This window comes from Marinococcus salis, assembly GCF_054971365.1.
This window is the reverse complement of record NZ_JBQOJB010000003.1, coordinates 176,834-195,631: the sequence shown is the minus strand read 5'-3', so window position 1 is coordinate 195,631 and position 18,798 is coordinate 176,834. Positions and strand designations below refer to the sequence as shown.

The following is an 18,798-nucleotide window of genomic DNA, read 5'->3' as shown; positions in this document are numbered from 1 at the left end:
CGAAAGTGAAAAATTCACGGGAGGCTGATCAATAATGCCAGCATTAACATCTACTGAAGTCCGGCGGCGCTTTTTGGACTTTTTTGAGGAAAAAGGACACACGATTGAACCGAGTGCTTCGCTTGTTCCACACGAAGACCCGACGCTTTTGTGGATCAACAGCGGTGTCGCTACGATGAAAAAATATTTTGATGGCCGGGTGATCCCTGAAAACCCGCGCCTTGCGAACGCTCAAAAATCAATCCGGACAAATGATATTGAAAATGTCGGAAGAACAACGAGACACCATACATTTTTTGAAATGCTCGGTAATTTCTCGATCGGTGACTATTTTAAAAAGGAAGCCATCGAATGGGCCTGGGAATTTTTAACGTCAGAGCGCTGGATAGGCTTTGATGCAGACCGGCTGTCAGTTACCGTGCATCCTGAAGACGATGAGGCTTATCAATACTGGCGGGAAATTATCGGACTTCCTGAAGAACGGGTAATCCGGCTCGAAGAAAACTTCTGGGATATCGGCCAGGGACCGAGCGGGCCAAATACGGAAATTTTCTATGACCGCGGAGACGCCTGGGGGGACGATCCACGCGATCCTGAACTGTACCCAGGAGGCGAAAATGAGCGTTATTTAGAAGTATGGAATCTCGTATTTTCGCAGTTCAATCATAATGCCGATGATACGTATACACCTCTTCCAAAGAAAAACATTGATACGGGCATGGGGCTGGAACGGCTTGTAACTCTCGTTCAGGACGTGCCGACAAACTTTGATACTGATCTTTTCCGGCCGATCATCCGAAAGGTAGAAGAAGTGTCCGGAAGAACGTATGGAGAAAATGAAGAGCAGGACATTGCTTTTCGTTTGATTGCTGATCACGTACGGACAGTCAGCTTCTCCATCGGGGACGGGGCCCTGCCGTCCAATGAAGGACGCGGTTACATTTTGCGCCGCCTGCTCCGCCGTGCGGTACGTTATGCCGGCTGGCTCGGGCAGGAGGAGCCGTTTATGCACAGGCTTGTAGGCGTCGTGGGTGAGATTATGGAAGATTACTATCCGGAGGTTCGTGAAAAACAATCCTTTATTGAACGTGTGGTAAAAACGGAGGAAGAACGTTTCCATGAAACGCTGAACGATGGGTTGAAAATGCTGAAGCAGGTGACAGAAAGAGCCCGCAGCAAAGGTGAGACCGTTATCTCCGGCAAGGACGTATTCCGTCTGTATGATACGTACGGATTCCCGCCTGACTTAACGGCAGAATACGTAGTGGACGAAGGCTTTGCGGTAGATAACGAGGAATTCGAAGTGGAAATGGAAGCGCAGCGGAGCCGGGCGCGGGCTGCGAGAAAAGACAGCGGTTCGATGCAGACCCAGGAAGCACTTCTGACAGATATAGAAACGACCAGCACGTTCGTTGGCTACGAGCATTTTGATGTAGAAACAAATGTTCAGGCGCTGATCCACAACAAAGAAATCGTGGACACAGTCGGCGCCGGGGAACAGGTGCAGCTTATCTTGGAAAAAACCCCGTTCTATGCGGAAAGCGGCGGACAGGTGGCAGACCGCGGCACGATCGTAAATGAGGTATCAGGAGTGGAAGCGGTAGTGGAAGACGTTCAAAAAGCTCCAAATGGCCAGCATCTTCATACGGTACGGATCGAGAAAGGATCTCTTCGCAAAGGAATGCACGTCAGAGCATCCATCGAAGAAAATACGAGAAGCAGCATTATCAAAAACCACACAGCGACCCATTTGCTGCACCAGGCACTTAAGGACGTTCTTGGCGAGCACGTAAACCAGGCAGGATCAATTGTGACGGACAACCGTCTACGCTTTGACTTTTCCCATTTCGGGCAGGTCACTGAAGAAGAAATAAAGCAGATTGAATACCAGGTGAATGAAAAAATATGGTACAACATGTCGGTTCTTATTGAAGAAAAAGGCATCAACGAAGCGAAACAGATGGGGGCCACTGCGTTATTTGGTGAAAAATACGGAGAAAGAGTGCGCGTGGTGCAGATCGGTGACTACAGTATCGAGCTGTGCGGCGGCTGCCATGTCGGAAGCACCTCCGAAGTTGGAGTGTTCAAGATTACAGGAGAATCCGGTATTGGGGCCGGGACCCGCCGTATAGAAGCTGTTACCGGCCGGTATGCGTATGAGTACGTTGAAAGCAGAATACAGCTGCTGGAGGAAACAGGAAGCATCGTCCGGGCCCGTGCTGTTGACGACATTCCACAGCGGGCAGAAGCTCTGCAGGAGCAGATCAGAAGCCTTCAAAAAGAAAATGAATCATTGTCGCAAAAGCTGAGTAATCTCGAAGCCGGTGATCTTGCAGACGCGGCAGAAGAAATAAATGGTATTCCGGTGATTGCCAAAGAACTTCCGGGAGCAGATAAAGATACACTAAGACAGACAGTAGACGAACTCAAGCAGAAGCTTGGAAGCGGTATTGTTGTGCTTGGAACATCGGAAGGAGAAAAAGTACAGCTCATTGCCGGCGTAACCAAAGATCTGACTGAACGGTATAAAGCAGGAGATATTGTGAAAAAAGCAGCAGAAGTGTGCGGAGGCGGGGGAGGCGGCCGCCCGGATATGGCTCAGGCAGGGGGAAAACAGCCCGAAAAGCTTGCCGAGGCATTAGAAGAAGCGAAGAAGTTTATCTTATCCCTTTCCTAATTGCCCCTATCTCATGTACAATATAATCGTCTATATAGTAACCATATTAATTACCACAGTATAGGAAGGGAGCTTCTCCTCCCTTCTGCTTTTTATGAAATGAAATTTCGTGAAAAGTCATCTGAGGAGGTGGAGGAATTGGATACGAACGACCGGACCGTACGTTTTAACCGAGAAGAAGATTCTTCCGACCCGAAGGCCGAAGAAGTTCTGCTCAGCGTGTATGAAGCGCTCGAGGAAAAAGGGTATAATCCAATTAATCAAATTGTGGGATATTTGCTTTCAGGCGATCCAGCTTATATCCCCCGCCATAAAGAAGCAAGAACGACCATCCGCCAGCTCGAGCGGGATGAATTAATTGAAGAATTAATTCGACATTATTTAAAGGATCACCAAATATCCTCGTGAAAAAAGCGCTTGGCATCGATGTCGGAAAGAAAAGAATCGGGATTGCCGTTTCCGATGCGCTTGGCTGGACAGCCCAGGGGATAGAAACGATTCATTTGAAAACGACAGAGCCGGACGAAGCCTTCCCGCGTATTCTTGAACTGGTCAAAGAAAATGAAATAGAGCAGCTTGTGGTCGGCCTTCCTAAAAACATGGACGGTACAATTGGCGGCAGGGGAAAAGAGTGCCAGGCTTTTGCAGAAAATCTTAAAGAATTTTCCTCCTTGCCGGTAGCCATGTATGATGAGCGTTTGACAACAAAGGCGGCAGAACGCACACTGTTACAAGCAGATGTCAGCAGGAAAAAGCGCAAAAAAGTCGTAGATAAAATGGCAGCTGTCATGATTTTGCAAAGTTATTTGGATCATCAATCAAACTTATAGTAAAGAGGTGAAATATAATGGCTGAGGAAGAAGAAAAAGAGCGAATTGTCATTCCGGATGAGGACGGCAATGAACATTTATTTGATATTTTGTTTACGTTCGATGCAGATGAAAGCGAGCAGTCTTACATTGTAGTAGTCCCATCGAGCGATGCCGACAATGAAGAAGTGGAGGTCTTTGCTTTCCGTTATGAAGAGGAAGGTGAGGGCGACGAGTCGGATATAAACCTCTTCCCGATCGAGTCTGATGAAGAATGGGAAATGGTCGAAGAAATGGTAAACACGTACAGTGCTAACGAAATGGAGTAGAACCTGTTCTAACCGTAAAGGAAGCACACCGGATCTTCTTCCGGTGTTTTTCTTTATCATTATGCCTGCCCTGTAGCTGAGCCGGGGGGTTAAGAGGAGAACATCCATTCATGAAAACGCTCATATATTCATATACCGGGCGCCGCAGATCTAAAAAGAAAAAAGGGAAGGCGGGGCTCTATGGTCTGGGACTTATATTCCTAATGAGTGTCGCTGCGGGTCTCCTGTATGTGCTGTACATGCTTTTTCCGGTGGCGGAAAACAGCAGGGAAAAACAGACAGTAGTAATTGAACAGGGCACTTCGACGGAAGCAGCGGCTGAGCAACTTAAAAATCAGCAGCTGATCAGGCATGCTGGAGTGTTTCAATACTACAGCTACTTACGTCCAGATAGCCTGAAAGCCGGTACATACCGATTATCTGCTTCGATGAGTGCCGGGGAAATAGCCGGGGCGCTTGAAGCGGGGGAGCAGGCTCAGGAGCCGGTAGTTTCTATTACCGTTCCCGAAGGTCGGTCCCTGGAACAAATAGCACGAATCAGCGCAAAGAATGCTGATTTTTCAGAAGAAAAATTTATGGAAACAGCAACAGATGATTCGTTTATTCGTTCTTTAAGTGAATCATATTCATTTATACAGCAGCCGAACAATCAAAATGAAATTCGGTACGCGCTTGAAGGTTATTTATCGCCACAGACGTATGAGTATTACGGTGAATCGCCGGAAGCTGAAGTAATTATAAAGGATATGATTGAACGCACCAACAAAACTATGGTAGAATTTTCGAATCAAATCGCGGACAGCTCCTGGACAGTTCGTGAGATATGGACCATCGCCTCCATCGTAGAACGAGAGGCCATGCGGGCAGAAGACCGGGCTCCGATTGCCGGAGTAATCGAGAATCGGCTGGGGAAAAATATGCGCCTCGAGATGGACCCTACAGTAGCATATGCGCTCGGTGAACACAGGCTCCGTACATCCTTTAAGGATTTGCAGGTTTCTTCCCCGTATAACACATACCGGAACCGGGGGCTGCCTCCGGGACCGATTGCAAGTCCGGGAACGCAGTCGATACAGGCAGCTTTGAGCCCTGAACGCACAAAGGCACTATACTTTTATGCCCGCCCGAACGGGGATGTTATATATAACGAAACGTACGAGCAGCATACACGTACACAGAATAAGTATGAAAGCGAGTGGGAGAATCAATAGCTGGGAAAGCGGGCGAAAATATGCCGGATATAAACAACCATTTTATTGAATACCGAAAAGAATTGGGGCTCGGGCCCCGGCCGTGGTTTGAGGAAATGATGGAAGAAGCGGCACAGGACCGGGTCCCCATCATGGATGAAGAAGCGCTGCAATTCATGATTGGGCTGCTGCAGCTAAAACAGCCGGACTCAGTGTTGGAAATTGGAACTGCGATTGGCTATTCTGCTTTGCGTATGGCCGCTGCCCTGCCTGAAACGTCCATAATCTCGGTGGAAAAAGACGAGGAACGCTACAGGCGCGCAGAATATTACCGCCAAAACAGTCCGTGGCGGAAACAGGCTGCATTTATTCTCGGCGATGCTTTGGACCTGAAAGAGGAATTTTCAGAGAGAGGCGCGTTTGACGCTGTATTTATAGATGCGTCTAAAGGACAATATCAGCAGTATTTTCAATTATGCGAACAGCTGCTGGCCCCTGGTGGGCTTGTTATTAGCGACAACGTACTGTTCCGCGGTTTGGTTGCGGACCCTGAAGCGGATATTCCTAAACGATTACAGCCGATGGTGAAGAAAATAAGGAAATATAACCGCTGGCTGGTGGAAAGAAAAGATTTTCATACCGATATTTTTCCTGTAGGGGACGGGGTGGCAATAAGCATTCACCTTCCGGGAAAGTGAGCAGTAAAACGTAAAATACTATAAAAGCAAGTTAAAATATGATACATTTTTATACTGAATAGAGGAGTGAAAATATGCCAGAAGAAAAACAGCATTTTATGACAGAAGAAGGCAGAAAAAAACTAGAAGAGGAACTCGAATATTTAAAAACGGAGCGGCGCCAGGAAGTCGTGGAGCGCATAAAAATTGCAAGAAGCTTCGGCGATTTGTCCGAAAACTCGGAGTACGACGCTGCTAAAGATGAACAGGCTTTTGTAGAAGGACGAGTTGGCCAGATTGAGCAGATGCTGAAAAACGCTGCTATTATTGAAGAAGATACAAGCAACAACTCCGTCGTGTCACTCGGAAAGTCGGTCCGGTTTAAAGAACTGCCAAATGGGGATGAAGAAAGTTATACGATTGTTGGAAGTGCGGAATCTGATCCGCTTGAAGGGAAAATTTCTAACGATTCTCCTATGGCCCAGAGTCTGCTTGGACGCCAGATCGGCGAGCAGGTTACGGTTTCAACACCAGGCGGGGACATAGAAGTGAAAATCATTGAAATCGCCTAGAAGTTCAACGCAGCAATGAAAACTAAAAACGGCGCCCTGTTTTGAGGATGTAAATCATAGGTCTATATTCCCTCGTTTTCCGAAAGTATTTCCTTTATGATAAAACATGTTACGTGCTCTCTGCAGGGCGTGTTTTTGTACTATAAAAGCAATACATACGATAGGGGCAGGTGAATCATAAGATGTCGAACAACAATTATAACGACGAATCCGGCTCACGCTTTCAAAAGAAAAGGAAAAAGAGAATGAATAATGTTTTAAATGCTGCGATCGGTGTAGTAGCAGTGCTTATTCTGTTCTTTGGGATTCTGTTGTTATTTTTCAATAATAATAATGAACAGGCTGAAGATAACGGAGAAGAAGTGGCAGACTCAACTAATACCGAAGAACAACAAAACGAAAGCGGACCGGAGGAGAATCCGGACACTTCTTCGACGGAAGAAACGCCGGAGAATAACGCAGACGAAGAGAATACAGCCGAGGAAAATGCGAACGAAGAAAATGCAGAAGAACCGGCAGGAAACTCTGAATCTGATTCTTCTTCCGAGTCTGATTCTTCTAATGAAGAAGCGGAAAGCGATTCTTCTGAGGAAGAAACATCCAGCGAAGATTCTTCTGAGGAGGAAGGCAGCAGCGCCTCCGAATCGGAAAACAGTGAAAGTGACGATACTGTACCATCCCAGGAGGATGGAGAATATGAGCCGGTAGGCACGGAACAGGAAAACTTCCAGGCAGACTTCACTGAAGGAGGCCAGAACTGGGAAGAGATGGAGGATGCTGTAGAAGCCGCCACAGGGTTGAGATCAACGGAAGGCAACAGTACTGTGCTTTGGAGGCTTGAAAACGGTGGTTCCCAGGATACCGCAAGAGCGGTGATCAGTGAGGACGCCAGCAGTGAAAATCCATACGAGGTACACATGGAATGGGTGGATGGCGAAGGCTGGAAGCCAACAAGCGTCGAGCGTCTCAGCAGTAACCAGTATAATTAATGAAAAACCGGCTTCCCTGGAGGAGGCCGGTTTTTTCGTGTATGGAGCATGTTAAGTTAAGAAGTTGGAATAGCACGGAAATGAACAACAGCAGTATAGATTGAACGACCGTTCTCCGAACGGGTATGCACGTGGTGCTGAACGTGATGGACCTCAAGCATAAGAGCCTCATTCTGTTCGATTTTTTGTTGAATGTCCGCCTCGAGTTGTTCAAGAGACAACGATTCAAAAAATTCTACTTTATCCCGGATTGTTTGAAGGTTTAAAGACATATGTATTCTCCTTTGCGTTATAATATACAGGGTAGTTTCACAAGTAATTATAATTGTAGATGATAAAGGTGGGTCCGCCAATGCGTTTAGGCATTATTGGAGCAATGGAAGAAGAAGTGGAGTATTTAAAAAGTTTAATGGAAAACATTGAAGAAAAAGAAAGCGGAGGCTGCTTTTTTTCTTTTGGGCGCTTAAACGGCCATGAGGTCATTCTGCTGCAGTCAGGCATCGGGAAAGTGAACGCAGCTATTGCCACTTCACTATTAATTGAGCTGTATAAGCCCGAAGCCGTAATTAACACAGGCTCAGCCGGAGGGTTTAACCCGGAGCTTTCTGTAGGAGATGTCGTGGTCTCCACAGAGGTGCGCTACAACGACGTGGATGCGACTGTATTTGGGTATGAATTTGGACAAGTGCCCAATATGCCCGCCGCTTATTCTGCAAGCCGAGAATGGATAGAAAAAGCAGAATCAGCCGCTTCGCAGGTAGACTTAAACACACGGACGGGACTGATTTTATCCGGGGATTCGTTTATGAGTAAGGCTGAGCAGGTGGAAAGCTTAAAAGCCCACTTTGATGAGCCCCAGTGTGCAGAAATGGAAGCAGGAGCAATTGCCCAGGTGTGCTACCGGTTTTCATGTCCATTTGTCATAATTCGTTCGCTTAGTGACATTGCAGGCAAAGAAGCAAAACAATCCTATGATGAATTTTTAAAGCATGCTTCAAAGCAGTCAGCGGATATGGTGATCGCGCTGTTGGCACAAGCCTGATACCATTTTTGATTCAGGCTCCAGGCTGTTACCGAAGAAGAGAAACGGTATGGCGAATGATTTGTGCTGTCAGTCCCCAAATAACGACATCCTGGTAGTGATAGACAAATTGGGGCAGTGTTGTAGTATTTGTACGATACGTTTCTTCATTTGGAATTAATGAAGTAGGGAAGCTGTCTGAAAAACGCATGCCCATGTAAACATTATGTTTTTCGGGCTCGTGATTTAGAAAGAAGTCAAGCGGCACGGTGAATAGCTCGTCTACTTCTGACGTATTGGGGGAAAAATTCCCCGAGTAGTCTACCTCTCCAATATAAGGATACACTATTCGTTGGAATGGCTGAACAACAACGTCTAAAGCCCCCCATACATCTAACGCAGAAGAGGGGATCCCGGTTTCTTCTTCGAATTCTCGAAGGCCTGCAGCAAGAGGAGAAGAGTCAGAGTCATCAATTTTCCCGCCAGGAAAACATATTTCCCCTGGCTGGGACTGCAGCGACCAGGCTCTACGCTCAAACATGATATGATATTTATTTTGTTGTTGAAGCAGGGGTACTACTACCGCTGCTTTTCGCATATGCTCTTCTCCCATTATAGCCGCAGAACGGGTGCGGATTCTGTTTCTCCAATAGCGGGTATTGTCCATAGTATCCTCCTTTTGAGGTATCATTGTTTTTCATCCTCTTGAATGTGGTATATACAGTTTATAGGATCATATTACAGGAGGGATAAAGATGTCAGAATCAGAACGTCTTAAAAATAAAGTGAAAAAAGAACAAAAACAGCAGCCGGATAAAAAGCCAGGCAATGAAGAGCCGCCTACAAGCAGTGAAGATCCAATCCCACTGGCAGACATGAAATACGAGGAAGAAGAAAACAGGAAAAAGCATAATACCAAGAAACGCTCCGGCAGTGAAGATAAAGATGACTGACGGCACATGTAAATGAAATCCCGCTTCAATGGAGAAGCGGGATCATTTTTATGCTGCACACTACCGAAAGCTTCGAGGAATATTATTTTTCTATATAGTGGTGAAACCAGTCGATCATATGATTTAGTCGTTCGATCCGCAGGGCGGGCGGACCGGAGCGGCTTAGTTCATGATTGGCTCCTGGAAAACGGAGAAAAGAAACCGTTTTGTTTAAATATTTCATGTTAATAAACAACTGCTCTGCCTGTTCCATTGGACAACGATAATCGTTTTCGCTGTGCATGATCAACAGAGGCGTATGAATATCTTTCACGTAACGGAGTGGCGAATGATGCCAGAGCTTTTCTGGATCCTGATGAAGCGGCACCCCAATCTCCCAGTCCGTGAAAAAGAAGCCGATATCACTCACTCCATAAAAGCTAAGCCAGTTCGAAATGGAGCGTTGGGTAACAGCTGCCTTGAATCGATTGGTATGGCTGATCATCCAGTTAGTCATGAAGCCGCCATAGCTCCCTCCGGTCACTCCCAGCCGATTGCGGTCTATAAACTCGTAGCTGTCGACTGCGTGATCCAAAATGGCAAGCAAATCCTCGAAATCTTTCCCGCCATAATCCCGGCGGCACGCATCGGCAAAAGCCTGGCCGTAACCATGGCTCCCCCGGGGATTGCTGAACAGGACTCCGTAGCCCTCTGCTGCAAGCAGCTGAAACTCATGGAAGAATGTATGGCCGTACATCGCGTGCGGGCCTCCATGAATTTCCAGGATTAGCGGAAACGTCTGACCTTCTTCATAATTGACCGGATACATAATCCAACCGTGAACGTCCCAGTGGTCGCTTGTACGAACGGAAAGAGTCTCGGGCAAAGAGAGATCAACCTCTTTCAAAAAGCCAGCATTGACGTCTGTCAGCCGTACCCGCCCCTTATCCTCGAGCCGGCGGCTGTAAAAATCCCCAGGGTTTGAAGGATCGTTGATGCCTAAAACAAATTGCTCGTTTTTTGGATGAAAGGAGAACGAAAAGACGTGATTGTCTTCATCATGAATGGCGGTAATTTCATTATGCATATCCATTTGATACAAACCGACTTTACCATTCTCGCTTGCCAAAAAGTAAATATGCTCCTGATCGCTTGACCATACTGGTTTATCAGAGGTATGCCCGGTTCTGATATCGCCGGTCATGTAGTCTCCTATCTGGACGTCCCACTTTAGTGTCATTCCTTTTCGTTCTTTTGTTAATGGATTGATCAGCCAGATTTGATTAATAGTGGCGCTTTTATACTCTAATTCGTGGCCAGTACATGCAATCCAAGAGCCATCCGGGGACCAGCTGGCATTAGTAAACATTCCCGAGGAGTCGGTCAGTTTAGAAATTTCTTTTGTTTCAACATTAAGTGTATACAGGTCCTGGACTGGAGAAATATCTTCGTCGCTGTTTCTGTTTGCTGTAAATACAATGAACTGGCTGTCCGGGGACCAATCGGGATCATGGTGATCATAGCTTCCGTTCGTAAGCAGGGAGGTTTCTTCCTGGTCAAATCGAAACAAGCCGATATGTGAGCGCCTGCCGTAATGAAAGCCGCGGCTGTCTGATTTATAACGAAGGCGGTCAATTTTTACAGCCGAAGGAGCACTGCTGGAAGAATCCTCTGATGCTGAAAGGAGGTCTTCTTCAGTGGCATGCTCTGTTTCAAACAGCAGTTTTTGGCTGTCCGGAGACCACACTGGGTTTGAGGCTCCGTGTTGAACAGAGGTAATCTGCTTTGGCTCTCCCCCTGAAGTGCTCATTACCCAGATTTGGTTAAGTCCCGAGCGGTTAGATACAAAAGCGAGGCTTGACCCATCCGGGGACCACCGCGGCGAAAAATTTGTGTAAGAGCCGAATGTCCATTGAACTGGCACATCATCCGTTAAATATTGCGTGTATATATTTGAATAATAGCTGTTCGTATCTGTTTGAATAGATTTTTGCACGAACGCATAACGCTCGCCGTCTGAAGAAAGGCGAGCATCGTCCACGACATGAATACGCTCTAAATCAGCTGCAGTTAAAGGTCTTTTCATAGACAACGTAGTATCCTCCTCATATTGTACCTGTGATGCTGTTCTTTTGGGAAAGGTTCCATGTATGTAGGGTGCTTTTTTAGTATAGTAAAACGTATCGTAAAAAACAAACAAACTGCAAGGCTGAAAGTCCTGTGAAAAAACAGTGGAAGAACATCTGACACATATAATGAAAATCAGGGGGCGACTATGTACACTGATAAATAACAGGAGGCAGATGCTTCGTTCCAGCATTTCATTGTTGTTTTTTGCAGAAACAATCGAAATGGATCAGCCGGCATGGCTTTTCGTATTGGAGCAGGGCACGTCCTGTAAGCCGTGAATAACAGGCTCTCCTTTAGGCATCACTCTCTCTCCCTTGAAGCTGCAGGCACTTAGGCCTGCAGCCTTTTTTTGCTGACAGGGGAAAGTGACATCCCTGAAATAAAAATGCAGAGTAGGTGCACTACTCTGCGTCGCTGCTTTCGTTATATTCAAACACAATGGTATCATGTTTCCGGCTGAAGCTGACGTGCAGGTTGTGTGCGCGTAAATACCAGCTGTCTGTATCCTCTACGTAAAAAGTGAGGCCTTCTTCTTCAGTCGTCACTGCCGGCTTCTCTGGTTTATCAAGAGCAATGCCCATAGAAAAGCCAGGATAGAGCTGGGGAGAACCACCATAGCGAACATAGAATCTTACAGAATCGCCGCTTTCCACATTTAGTTCTTCCTTCATCCATTTAACTGCGGGACGGGTAATTGTTATATCCATACATAAACTCCTTCAAAGAATGATATAGAATTGTTCCCTTATTCGCATTGGAAGAAACACCAAAGAACGTCAAGAAAAAACAGCCCTTCTGACCAGAAAGGCTGTTTTTAAGTATTTATGTTAGTTTACAGCATCTTTCAGCTGTTTGCCCGGGCGAAACGCAGGATTCTTTGTGGAAGGAATCTTAATTTCTGCGCCGGTTTGCGGGTTACGCCCTTTACGAGCGGCACGCTCGCGTACTTCAAAGCTTCCAAATCCAACTAACTGGATTTTGTCGCCTTTTTTCAAAGTTTCTGTGATGCTGTCGAATACAGCGTCTACAGCTTTGGAAGCGTCTTTTTTCGAAAGCTCAGCCTGATCTGAAACTGCGTTGATTAAATCCGTCTTGTTCATGAAAATACTCCCTTTCATTCCATAAATTTAGAGTCTTTCATACCAAATTAACTCATGAAAACCCCGGTATGTCAACCCTTCCATTTATTTTTGTAGGTTTCTAAGAAGAAAAACCAGTAATAAAGCAAATATATTTTAAAAATACTTACATTATTCTGGTTTTTTTCTTAAACCCCATCATAACAAGGGTTTGATTAGAATTCCAGTATTTATGATAAAAAGATTGAATAGCAAAAAAACTGGACCAGATGAACGGCCCAGCTTTTTTACTATTTGTCACTATTGGTATTTTTTTCGCTGTAGGAACGGCTCTCTGACCTGGATTTTTTAAGAGCGTCCTGCGAACTCCCTTCTGCGAGTGGCACACCAGAATTGTATGCAGCTCTTGCAATCAGGTGCCCCCCTACAGGAGCTGTCACAAACACAAACACCAACGTCAGAGTAAAGCGGAGACTGAACTCCTGGGTGTGTACCATGAAAAACAGAAAAGCACCAAGTACAACACAAAGGACCCCCAGCGTAGCTGCCTTGGTAGCGGCGTGTGAGCGCGTGAATATATCCGGCAGGCGTGCCAGGCCAATAGCGCTTATCACGCTGAAGGCCGCTCCAACAAGAACAAGCAGCGCTACAACCCAGTCAACGATCGCGATCATGCTCAATGACAACACCCTTTTCGATATATTTAGCAAAAGCAACAGTACCAATAAAGGCCAGGATCGCAAGCAGCAGCATAACTTCGATAAATGCGTTTGTATTTAAGATGATACAAAACAAGGCAATTAAGCTGATTAATTGAATGCCAATCACGTCAAGTGCAATGACACGATCCGGCATCGAAGGTCCTTTGAATATCCGGTACAGCGTGATTAAAATAGATAGGGTCACAAGAACGGCTGCCGTGATATAAATTATATTTAATATCATTGTCTGCTGACCTCCCTAATTGCTTTTTCGAATGAATCACGGATTTCCTCTTCTGTGGCTTCTACGCTCTGAAGATCCATAGCATGAATAAATAAAGAGCGGTTATCCGGTGCTACTTCTACCACCAAGGTCCCCGGCGTCAGCGTGATCAAAAGGGAGAGCAAAGTCACTTCCCATTCGCTCTCAAGCGTCGTTTCCATTTCGAAGATACCGGGCCTGATATTTAAGCGGGGGCTGAGGATCTGCCGGGCTACTGAGAAACTTGAAAGAACTAATTCTTTAAAAAAGATAAGAACAAGTACTAGCGAAGCGTAGATTCGGTGAAAATACAACCTTTCCCGAAAAAAACCTCTCACAAAATACAGCACGAGAAGACCGAGAAAAAAGCCGCTGATGAAGGATGCAAAGGACCAGGCATTATTAATAACCATCCAAAGCAGAGCCATAACCAGATTAATCATAATCTGAAAAGCCATTATGCTTCCCCCCCTAACACGGCCTCAATATAAGCTTGAGGATTGATGAGTGTTTGTGCTGCGCTTTCTACAAAAGGATACATAACTTCTGCTCCGATCCCCATAAATACAGACAGTGCTACAAGAAATACAATTGGAGGCATCTGTGCTTTTATGCTGCCATGTTGTTCAGCGTGGGTGAGCTTCGGTTCTCCGAGGAAGCCCTGGAGAAAAATACGTATTACCGAAAAAAGCACGAGCAGGCTTGCGATCATCATAACTGCTACGACGATATAATGCCCGGCTTCGGCTCCGCCTACAACCAACATTAGCTTTCCGGGAAATCCACCAAGAGGCGGGACGCCGGCAAGGGCAAGAGCGGAAATGAAAAACATCCATGTAAGGAGCGGGTGGTGCTTAATAATTCCTCCCATACCTGAGAGCTTGCTGGTGCCGGCTGCTGTGATCAGTGCTCCGATGATTAAGAACAGAGCGGCTTTGATGACAATGTCGTGCAGCAGATAGTAAATGGCTCCGACAAACGCATCGCTGTTCAGCGAGGCAACGCCAAACAGGATAAACCCAACAGCCACAATTACGTTGTACACTAAGATCAGTTTTACATCTCTGTAAGCAATGGCGCCGATAACACCAATGATCATTGTGACGGCGGAAAGAACCAGAAGAATAGTGTGAGTTACAGCCGTATCTTCATTAAAAATAATAGAGTAGGTTCTAAAAATGCTGTAGATACCAACTTTAGTTAAAAGAGCAGCAAAAATTGCCCCGATGGCTGTCGGCGGTACAGAATAGGATCCTGGCAGCCAGAAGTACAGGGGGAACAGGGCCCCCTTTAGGCCAAAAACGATTAGAAACAGGATAGCGATAACCGTAATTATTGGTTCAGCACCGGCTTCGCTGACCCGCTGGCTGAGCTGTGCCATATTCAGGGTCCCCGTGACAGCATACAAATAAGCTACGCCAATAACGAAAAAAGCGGAAGAAACAACGTTCACGATAACGTAGTTAAAAGATTCTTTCAGCTGCGTTTTTGTACTGCCATGGCCGATTAAAGCGTAAGAAGCTAAAAGAAGCACTTCAAAACAGACGAACAGATTAAAAATATCTCCCGTAAGGAAAGCTCCGGATACTCCGGCAATCAAGAATTGAATAAAAGAATAGTAGTAATATTTTTCCCGGCCTACTCCGATGGTACTAAAGGAAAAATAGATAATAGGCAGTGTTACCAACGAAGTGGTCGTAGTTAAAAGCACAGCTAAGGAATCACCTACAAGCACAATGCCAAACGGTGCTTCCCAGCCGCCAAGTTCAAGGGTCATAATGCCGTTTGCTAATATGTACGTAAGCAAGAAGACATTAACGCCGATTAAAATCAAACTTGTAATAAATGCCCAAATACGCTGGGCAGTGACACGCTTTGGAAAAAATAGCGCCACGATTCCTGCGATGAGTGGGATAAGCACCGGAAGGATCAGCCAATTACTCATCAGTATCAGTTCCTCTCAGTTGGTCAGTCTCAGCTGCCCCGGTTACTTTGTACGTGCGGTAGCCCAGCACAAGAATAAACGAAGTTACTCCGAAGCTGATAACGATCGCAGTTAGTATCAATGCCTGGGGCAGTGGGTCTACGTAAGTGTCAGCATTCAGGCCAAGCAACGGAGGTGCTCCTGTTTTCAGCCCTGCCATGGTTAAAAGCAGCAAGTGGGCGCCGTGGCTTAAAACCGAGCTGCCGATGATGATGCGGATTAAGTTTTTTGTCAGTATCAAATACAAACCGACAGTAAATAAGAAGCCGGCAAGGATAGACATAATTATTTCCACTATTTATCCTCTCCGATCGTTTGAATAATAGTCATAGTTGCTCCTACCACGGTCAAATAGACGCCCAAGTCGAAAGCGAGGGTAGTTGTCAGCTCTAATTCACCCAGTACAGGAAAATGGAAATAGCCGAACGTTTGCGAAAGGAACGGTGTCGAAAAGAAAAATGACCCTACGCCGGTGCCCACCCCAAAAACAAGACCAATGGCTATCATGGTTTTATAATCAATCGGCATGGCCCGGCGAATCGTATCCATATCAAAGGCCAGGAGCAGAAGAACTAAAGCAGCGCTTGTCATCAATCCTCCGGCAAAGCCGCCTCCAGGCTCCTGGTGGCCGTTGAAGAAAATATAGATAGCAAATAGAAAAATCAGAAATGAAATGAATTTCGTTACTGTCTGTAGAATCACGTCATTGTACTTCATTTATTTTCGCCTCCTGCCAGCCTTAATTTAATTAGGGAATAGACCCCGAGAGAGGCGATGCCTAACACGAGAATTTCAAGCAGGGTATCAAATCCGCGGAAATCTACGAGGATCACGTTTACGACGTTGTTTCCGCCTGCTTCTTTATAGCTGTTTTCCAAGAAGTAATCCGAAATGGCAGGGAACAGCCTGGTGCCACTCGCAGAAAGCCCGATCAGGGTAACGGTGAGTCCGACTGCCACAGAAATAACCAGGTTGGCAGCGTGGAACTTCGTTTCTTTTAAAGCGTCGAAAATCTGCGGGAAATGATAGAAACAGAGCAAAAACAGTGTTACTGAGACTGTTTCAATCGTCAACTGGGTCAGCGCCAGATCGGGCGCCCGGAACAGCACGAAAAATAACGCTACCGTATAGCCAAGCACACCAAGGGAAATCACTGCTTTTAATCGTGAACGAGTGAACATCAGAATGAGAGAAGACCCTACCAGCACAAGCGAGAGAACGGCCTCATAAGGAGTTACCGGCACCATATTCGCAGTGTCGATGGCAAAAGCTCCTGTACCAAAAAGCGAGAAAAGAAGCAATACTACGGTAAAAGAAAAAATGTAAATGAAATAATCTCTCACAAGCCCCGTCATGTGCCAGGATATAACAGTGTATGAAGTACGTTCAATTCCTTCCAAAAAACGATTATAGGTCTGATTAAACAGGCGGTTGTCCGGGAAGACAGCGTATATGCTGCTCCACTTCTGCAATACGAGAAAAATAATCGTCCCCAGCAGCACCACGCCGATGGTCATAAACAATTCGGTAGAAAAGCCGTGCCAAAAATAGATATCCACCCCAAAAGAACCTGTCTGGGCAAGTTCCGGCATGATAGAAGCCATGGCTGGTTCAATGATGGCCGGTACAAGCGTATTCGGGAAAAAGCCGAAGACTACGACGAGCGCCACGAGAATCAAAGGAGCTAAAAGCATACCGAATGGAGCTTCGTGCGGTTTGGCAGGAAGCTTCTCTTCCTGGAGTTTCCCGGTGAATGTCCGGAAAACGAGTATCATACAGTAAACAAAGGTAAAGATACTGGCAGTCCATGCAACAATCGGAAGCAACAGGCCAATGGAGCCCATGCCATACTGGGAAAAATGTGTGATTTCCACCATCGACATAAAAAACATTTCTTTACTCAAAAAGCCGTTGAACGGAGGCAGGCCAGCCATGGAAAAGCCGCCGATTACTGCGATGGTAAAAGAAATAGGCATCAAGGTCATGAGTCCGCCAAGCCGCCGGATGTCCCGTGTACCCGTTTCGTGGTCGATGATACCTGCCATCATAAATAGGCTTCCTTTGTACGTGGCATGATTGATCAAATGAAAAATAGCAGCTGCCACAGCAACGGTATAGGCATTGTTATCAACACTGTCATAGTGAAGAGCTGCAGCTCCGGCGCCGAGCATCGATAAGATCATTCCCAGCTGGCTGACAGTGGAATAAGCGAGAATACCCTTTAAATCAGTCTGCCGTATCGCAGAAAGGGATCCCCATATAAGAGTCAGGAGACCGAAGCCGGTAACAAGCCAGAACCAGTAAGCACTGACTGCAAACAACGGTGTGAGGCGGGCTACTAAATAAATCCCCGCCTTAACCATCGTAGCGGAGTGCAAATAGGCACTTACCGGTGTTGGAGCCTCCATGGCATCAGGCAGCCAAATGTGAAATGGGAACTGGGCGGACTTTGTAAACGCCCCGAGCAGAATTAAAAGCATGGCGGGTAAGAACAACGGGCTGGCCGCAAGCTGGTCAGAAGCATCCAAAATCCCGCGAATGCTGTAAGTACCGGTTACGGAGGCAATCAGCACAAAGCCGACCAATAAAGCAAATCCTCCTATAAAGGTAATGAGCAGTGATTTCAACGCTCCATAACGGGACTTTTCCTTCGTGTACCAATACGAAATCAGCAAAAAGGAAGAAATGCTCGTAATTTCCCAGAACGTATATAAAACGATTAAATTATCTGACAATGTAAGGCCGAGCATGGCTCCCATAAATAGCATTAAATATGTATAAAAGTTATTTAACTGCTCTTTATGCTTATTCAGATAATAAATGGAATACAGAACCACGAGCGCTCCTATGCCTGTAATAAGCAGAGCAAATAAAAGACCGAGTCCGTCTACGTAGGCAACGTAATTAATGCCTAACGAGGGGATCCATTCAAATGTCTTTATGACTGACCCTGTACCGGATACGTCAGGGAGATAAGTCAGGAAATAACTGAAAAGCACAATAGGAACAATAAGTACGAACCATCCTGTATGTATACGCGGGATGAATTTATACAGTAAAGGCACCAGCACAGCGGCCAGAAACGGTGCGATGATGGCAAGGTGTAAAATAGTAAACATGATGAACCTCCTTGTTGGTTTCGGTCGCCACTGAATTCTTTTCACATTATAGCGTATATCTAAACGCCTTGCATTAGAAGCGAATTCCGGAAAAGACCTTTGTTTTTAACAAATATATATGAAGAGAAGGGGAAGTGTTCACAATTTTGTTCGATATTTTGTCACAAGCCTAAAGGAAATTGAAAAAAAAGCCTCTGACGGTTATACTAGCTGTTTGTACGGCTTATGAGGAAAGCATGCCGAATCGATACGATATTTGGACACGGTTTTGTTAAAATAGAAGCAGCGGACGAATTTGTAATACAATGGCAGGAGTGAGAACACGAA

Annotated in this window: 22 protein-coding genes; 10 read left to right on the top strand and 12 right to left on the bottom strand. The window is 45.9% G+C overall.

Annotation, left to right across the window (positions count from 1 at the left end; genetic code table 11):
- Nucleotides 1-34 precede the first annotated feature (34 nt).
- From alaS to ACTTK6_RS04365, 8 genes are all read left to right on the top strand, one after another.
- Entirely contained in the window at nucleotides 35-2,677 is a 2,643-nt protein-coding gene (alaS, locus tag ACTTK6_RS04400) for an alanine--tRNA ligase (RefSeq protein WP_094907990.1), read from the top strand.
- 138 nt (nucleotides 2,678-2,815) lie between these two features.
- Entirely contained in the window at nucleotides 2,816-3,085 is a 270-nt protein-coding gene (locus ACTTK6_RS04395) for an IreB family regulatory phosphoprotein (protein ID WP_079476892.1), read from the top strand.
- Complete coding sequence (gene ruvX, locus ACTTK6_RS04390; protein ID WP_079476891.1) at nucleotides 3,082-3,507, top strand: Holliday junction resolvase RuvX; 426 nt, start codon at nucleotides 3,082-3,084, stop codon at nucleotides 3,505-3,507. Before ACTTK6_RS04395 ends, ruvX begins: the two co-directional genes overlap by 4 nt.
- A 17-nt stretch (nucleotides 3,508-3,524) precedes the next feature.
- On the top strand, nucleotides 3,525-3,815 hold the full coding sequence (locus tag ACTTK6_RS04385) for a DUF1292 domain-containing protein (RefSeq protein WP_079476890.1): 291 nt from the start codon (nucleotides 3,525-3,527) through the stop codon (nucleotides 3,813-3,815).
- A 110-nt stretch (nucleotides 3,816-3,925) separates the two neighbouring features.
- On the top strand, nucleotides 3,926-5,026 hold the full coding sequence (mltG, locus tag ACTTK6_RS04380; protein ID WP_462832786.1) for an endolytic transglycosylase MltG: 1,101 nt from the start codon (nucleotides 3,926-3,928) through the stop codon (nucleotides 5,024-5,026).
- 20 nt (nucleotides 5,027-5,046) lie between these two features.
- Nucleotides 5,047-5,703 (top strand): O-methyltransferase, encoded by a 657-nt coding sequence (locus ACTTK6_RS04375; protein WP_462832785.1) that lies wholly within the window; start codon nucleotides 5,047-5,049, stop codon nucleotides 5,701-5,703.
- 74 nt (nucleotides 5,704-5,777) lie between these two features.
- A complete protein-coding gene (gene greA / locus ACTTK6_RS04370) occupies nucleotides 5,778-6,254 on the top strand; it encodes a transcription elongation factor GreA (RefSeq protein ID WP_462832784.1) in 477 nt (158 codons plus the stop codon).
- Nucleotides 6,255-6,499: 245 nt separating this feature from the next.
- A complete protein-coding gene (locus ACTTK6_RS04365; RefSeq protein WP_158219068.1) occupies nucleotides 6,500-7,243 on the top strand; it encodes a YrrS family protein in 744 nt (247 codons plus the stop codon).
- Nucleotides 7,244-7,299: 56 nt separating this feature from the next.
- Here ACTTK6_RS04365 and ACTTK6_RS04360 read toward each other — a convergent pair whose 3' ends face one another.
- Nucleotides 7,300-7,515 (bottom strand): DUF2536 family protein, encoded by a 216-nt coding sequence (locus ACTTK6_RS04360; protein ID WP_079476885.1) that lies wholly within the window; start codon nucleotides 7,513-7,515, stop codon nucleotides 7,300-7,302.
- A gap of 80 nt (nucleotides 7,516-7,595) precedes the next feature.
- Between ACTTK6_RS04360 and mtnN the strand changes: the two genes are divergently transcribed.
- On the top strand, nucleotides 7,596-8,285 hold the full coding sequence (gene mtnN, locus ACTTK6_RS04355) for a 5'-methylthioadenosine/S-adenosylhomocysteine nucleosidase (protein WP_079476884.1): 690 nt from the start codon (nucleotides 7,596-7,598) through the stop codon (nucleotides 8,283-8,285).
- A 28-nt stretch (nucleotides 8,286-8,313) separates the two neighbouring features.
- Here the strand turns inward: mtnN and ACTTK6_RS04350 are convergent, their stop codons facing one another.
- Nucleotides 8,314-8,955 carry an NUDIX hydrolase gene (locus ACTTK6_RS04350; RefSeq protein WP_462832783.1) on the bottom strand — a complete coding sequence of 214 codons (642 nt, stop codon included), beginning with the start codon at nucleotides 8,953-8,955 and terminating at the stop codon, nucleotides 8,314-8,316.
- A gap of 64 nt (nucleotides 8,956-9,019) precedes the next feature.
- Between ACTTK6_RS04350 and ACTTK6_RS04345 the strand changes: the two genes are divergently transcribed.
- Nucleotides 9,020-9,217, top strand: a complete 198-nt coding sequence (locus ACTTK6_RS04345) for a hypothetical protein (protein ID WP_079476882.1) — start codon at nucleotides 9,020-9,022, stop codon at nucleotides 9,215-9,217.
- 82 nt (nucleotides 9,218-9,299) lie between these two features.
- On the opposite strand, the gene ACTTK6_RS04340 is transcribed toward ACTTK6_RS04345, so the two are convergent.
- From ACTTK6_RS04340 to ACTTK6_RS04295, 10 genes are all read right to left on the bottom strand, one after another.
- Nucleotides 9,300-11,282 carry a S9 family peptidase gene (locus ACTTK6_RS04340; protein ID WP_462832837.1) on the bottom strand — a complete coding sequence of 661 codons (1,983 nt, stop codon included), beginning with the start codon at nucleotides 11,280-11,282 and terminating at the stop codon, nucleotides 9,300-9,302.
- A 445-nt stretch (nucleotides 11,283-11,727) separates the two neighbouring features.
- Nucleotides 11,728-12,033 carry a HesB/YadR/YfhF family protein gene (locus ACTTK6_RS04335; protein WP_094907985.1) on the bottom strand — a complete coding sequence of 102 codons (306 nt, stop codon included), beginning with the start codon at nucleotides 12,031-12,033 and terminating at the stop codon, nucleotides 11,728-11,730.
- A 120-nt stretch (nucleotides 12,034-12,153) separates the two neighbouring features.
- Entirely contained in the window at nucleotides 12,154-12,426 is a 273-nt protein-coding gene (locus tag ACTTK6_RS04330; RefSeq protein ID WP_022793829.1) for an HU family DNA-binding protein, read from the bottom strand.
- Between the two features lie 269 nt (nucleotides 12,427-12,695).
- Nucleotides 12,696-13,079 (bottom strand): monovalent cation/H(+) antiporter subunit G, encoded by a 384-nt coding sequence (gene mnhG / locus ACTTK6_RS04325; RefSeq protein WP_462832836.1) that lies wholly within the window; start codon nucleotides 13,077-13,079, stop codon nucleotides 12,696-12,698.
- Nucleotides 13,063-13,350: a Na(+)/H(+) antiporter subunit F1 gene (locus ACTTK6_RS04320; RefSeq protein ID WP_179124138.1), complete on the bottom strand. Its 288-nt coding sequence runs from the start codon at nucleotides 13,348-13,350 to the stop codon at nucleotides 13,063-13,065. The genes mnhG and ACTTK6_RS04320 overlap by 17 nt, the downstream gene beginning before the upstream one ends.
- Nucleotides 13,347-13,826, bottom strand: coding sequence for a Na+/H+ antiporter subunit E (locus ACTTK6_RS04315; RefSeq protein WP_079476879.1), 480 nt, complete (start codon nucleotides 13,824-13,826; stop codon nucleotides 13,347-13,349). Before ACTTK6_RS04315 ends, ACTTK6_RS04320 begins: the two co-directional genes overlap by 4 nt.
- Nucleotides 13,826-15,313 (bottom strand): Na+/H+ antiporter subunit D, encoded by a 1,488-nt coding sequence (locus tag ACTTK6_RS04310; RefSeq protein WP_079476878.1) that lies wholly within the window; start codon nucleotides 15,311-15,313, stop codon nucleotides 13,826-13,828. Before ACTTK6_RS04310 ends, ACTTK6_RS04315 begins: the two co-directional genes overlap by 1 nt.
- Nucleotides 15,306-15,647: a Na(+)/H(+) antiporter subunit C gene (locus ACTTK6_RS04305; protein WP_079476877.1), complete on the bottom strand. Its 342-nt coding sequence runs from the start codon at nucleotides 15,645-15,647 to the stop codon at nucleotides 15,306-15,308. Before ACTTK6_RS04305 ends, ACTTK6_RS04310 begins: the two co-directional genes overlap by 8 nt.
- A complete protein-coding gene (locus ACTTK6_RS04300) occupies nucleotides 15,647-16,069 on the bottom strand; it encodes a Na(+)/H(+) antiporter subunit B (protein ID WP_079476876.1) in 423 nt (140 codons plus the stop codon). Before ACTTK6_RS04300 ends, ACTTK6_RS04305 begins: the two co-directional genes overlap by 1 nt.
- Nucleotides 16,066-18,471 carry a Na+/H+ antiporter subunit A gene (locus ACTTK6_RS04295; RefSeq protein WP_462832781.1) on the bottom strand — a complete coding sequence of 802 codons (2,406 nt, stop codon included), beginning with the start codon at nucleotides 18,469-18,471 and terminating at the stop codon, nucleotides 16,066-16,068. Before ACTTK6_RS04295 ends, ACTTK6_RS04300 begins: the two co-directional genes overlap by 4 nt.
- Nucleotides 18,472-18,798: the final 327 nt, after the last annotated feature.

Bases quoted from the DNA above. Each gene is read 5' to 3' on its own strand.
- ACTTK6_RS04320 (WP_179124138.1), bottom strand. From the start codon at position 13,350: ATGATATTAAATATAATTTATATCACGGCAGCCGTTCTTGTGACCCTA.
- greA (WP_462832784.1), top strand. From the start codon at position 5,778: ATGCCAGAAGAAAAACAGCATTTTATGACAGAAGAAGGCAGAAAAAAA.
- ACTTK6_RS04385 (WP_079476890.1), top strand. From the start codon at position 3,525: ATGGCTGAGGAAGAAGAAAAAGAGCGAATTGTCATTCCGGATGAGGAC.
- ACTTK6_RS04315 (WP_079476879.1), bottom strand. From the start codon at position 13,826: ATGGCTTTTCAGATTATGATTAATCTGGTTATGGCTCTGCTTTGGATG.
- ACTTK6_RS04340 (WP_462832837.1), bottom strand. From the start codon at position 11,282: ATGAAAAGACCTTTAACTGCAGCTGATTTAGAGCGTATTCATGTCGTG.
- ACTTK6_RS04360 (WP_079476885.1), bottom strand. From the start codon at position 7,515: ATGTCTTTAAACCTTCAAACAATCCGGGATAAAGTAGAATTTTTTGAA.
- ACTTK6_RS04345 (WP_079476882.1), top strand. From the start codon at position 9,020: ATGTCAGAATCAGAACGTCTTAAAAATAAAGTGAAAAAAGAACAAAAA.
- ACTTK6_RS04365 (WP_158219068.1), top strand. From the start codon at position 6,500: ATGAATAATGTTTTAAATGCTGCGATCGGTGTAGTAGCAGTGCTTATT.
- ACTTK6_RS04375 (WP_462832785.1), top strand. From the start codon at position 5,047: ATGCCGGATATAAACAACCATTTTATTGAATACCGAAAAGAATTGGGG.
- mltG (WP_462832786.1), top strand. From the start codon at position 3,926: ATGAAAACGCTCATATATTCATATACCGGGCGCCGCAGATCTAAAAAG.
- ACTTK6_RS04300 (WP_079476876.1), bottom strand. From the start codon at position 16,069: ATGAAGTACAATGACGTGATTCTACAGACAGTAACGAAATTCATTTCA.
- mtnN (WP_079476884.1), top strand. From the start codon at position 7,596: ATGCGTTTAGGCATTATTGGAGCAATGGAAGAAGAAGTGGAGTATTTA.
- ACTTK6_RS04310 (WP_079476878.1), bottom strand. From the start codon at position 15,313: ATGAGTAATTGGCTGATCCTTCCGGTGCTTATCCCACTCATCGCAGGA.
- ACTTK6_RS04295 (WP_462832781.1), bottom strand. From the start codon at position 18,471: ATGTTTACTATTTTACACCTTGCCATCATCGCACCGTTTCTGGCCGCT.
- alaS (WP_094907990.1), top strand. From the start codon at position 35: ATGCCAGCATTAACATCTACTGAAGTCCGGCGGCGCTTTTTGGACTTT.
- ACTTK6_RS04335 (WP_094907985.1), bottom strand. From the start codon at position 12,033: ATGGATATAACAATTACCCGTCCCGCAGTTAAATGGATGAAGGAAGAA.
- ACTTK6_RS04330 (WP_022793829.1), bottom strand. From the start codon at position 12,426: ATGAACAAGACGGATTTAATCAACGCAGTTTCAGATCAGGCTGAGCTT.
- ACTTK6_RS04350 (WP_462832783.1), bottom strand. From the start codon at position 8,955: ATGATACCTCAAAAGGAGGATACTATGGACAATACCCGCTATTGGAGA.
- mnhG (WP_462832836.1), bottom strand. From the start codon at position 13,079: ATGATCGCGATCGTTGACTGGGTTGTAGCGCTGCTTGTTCTTGTTGGA.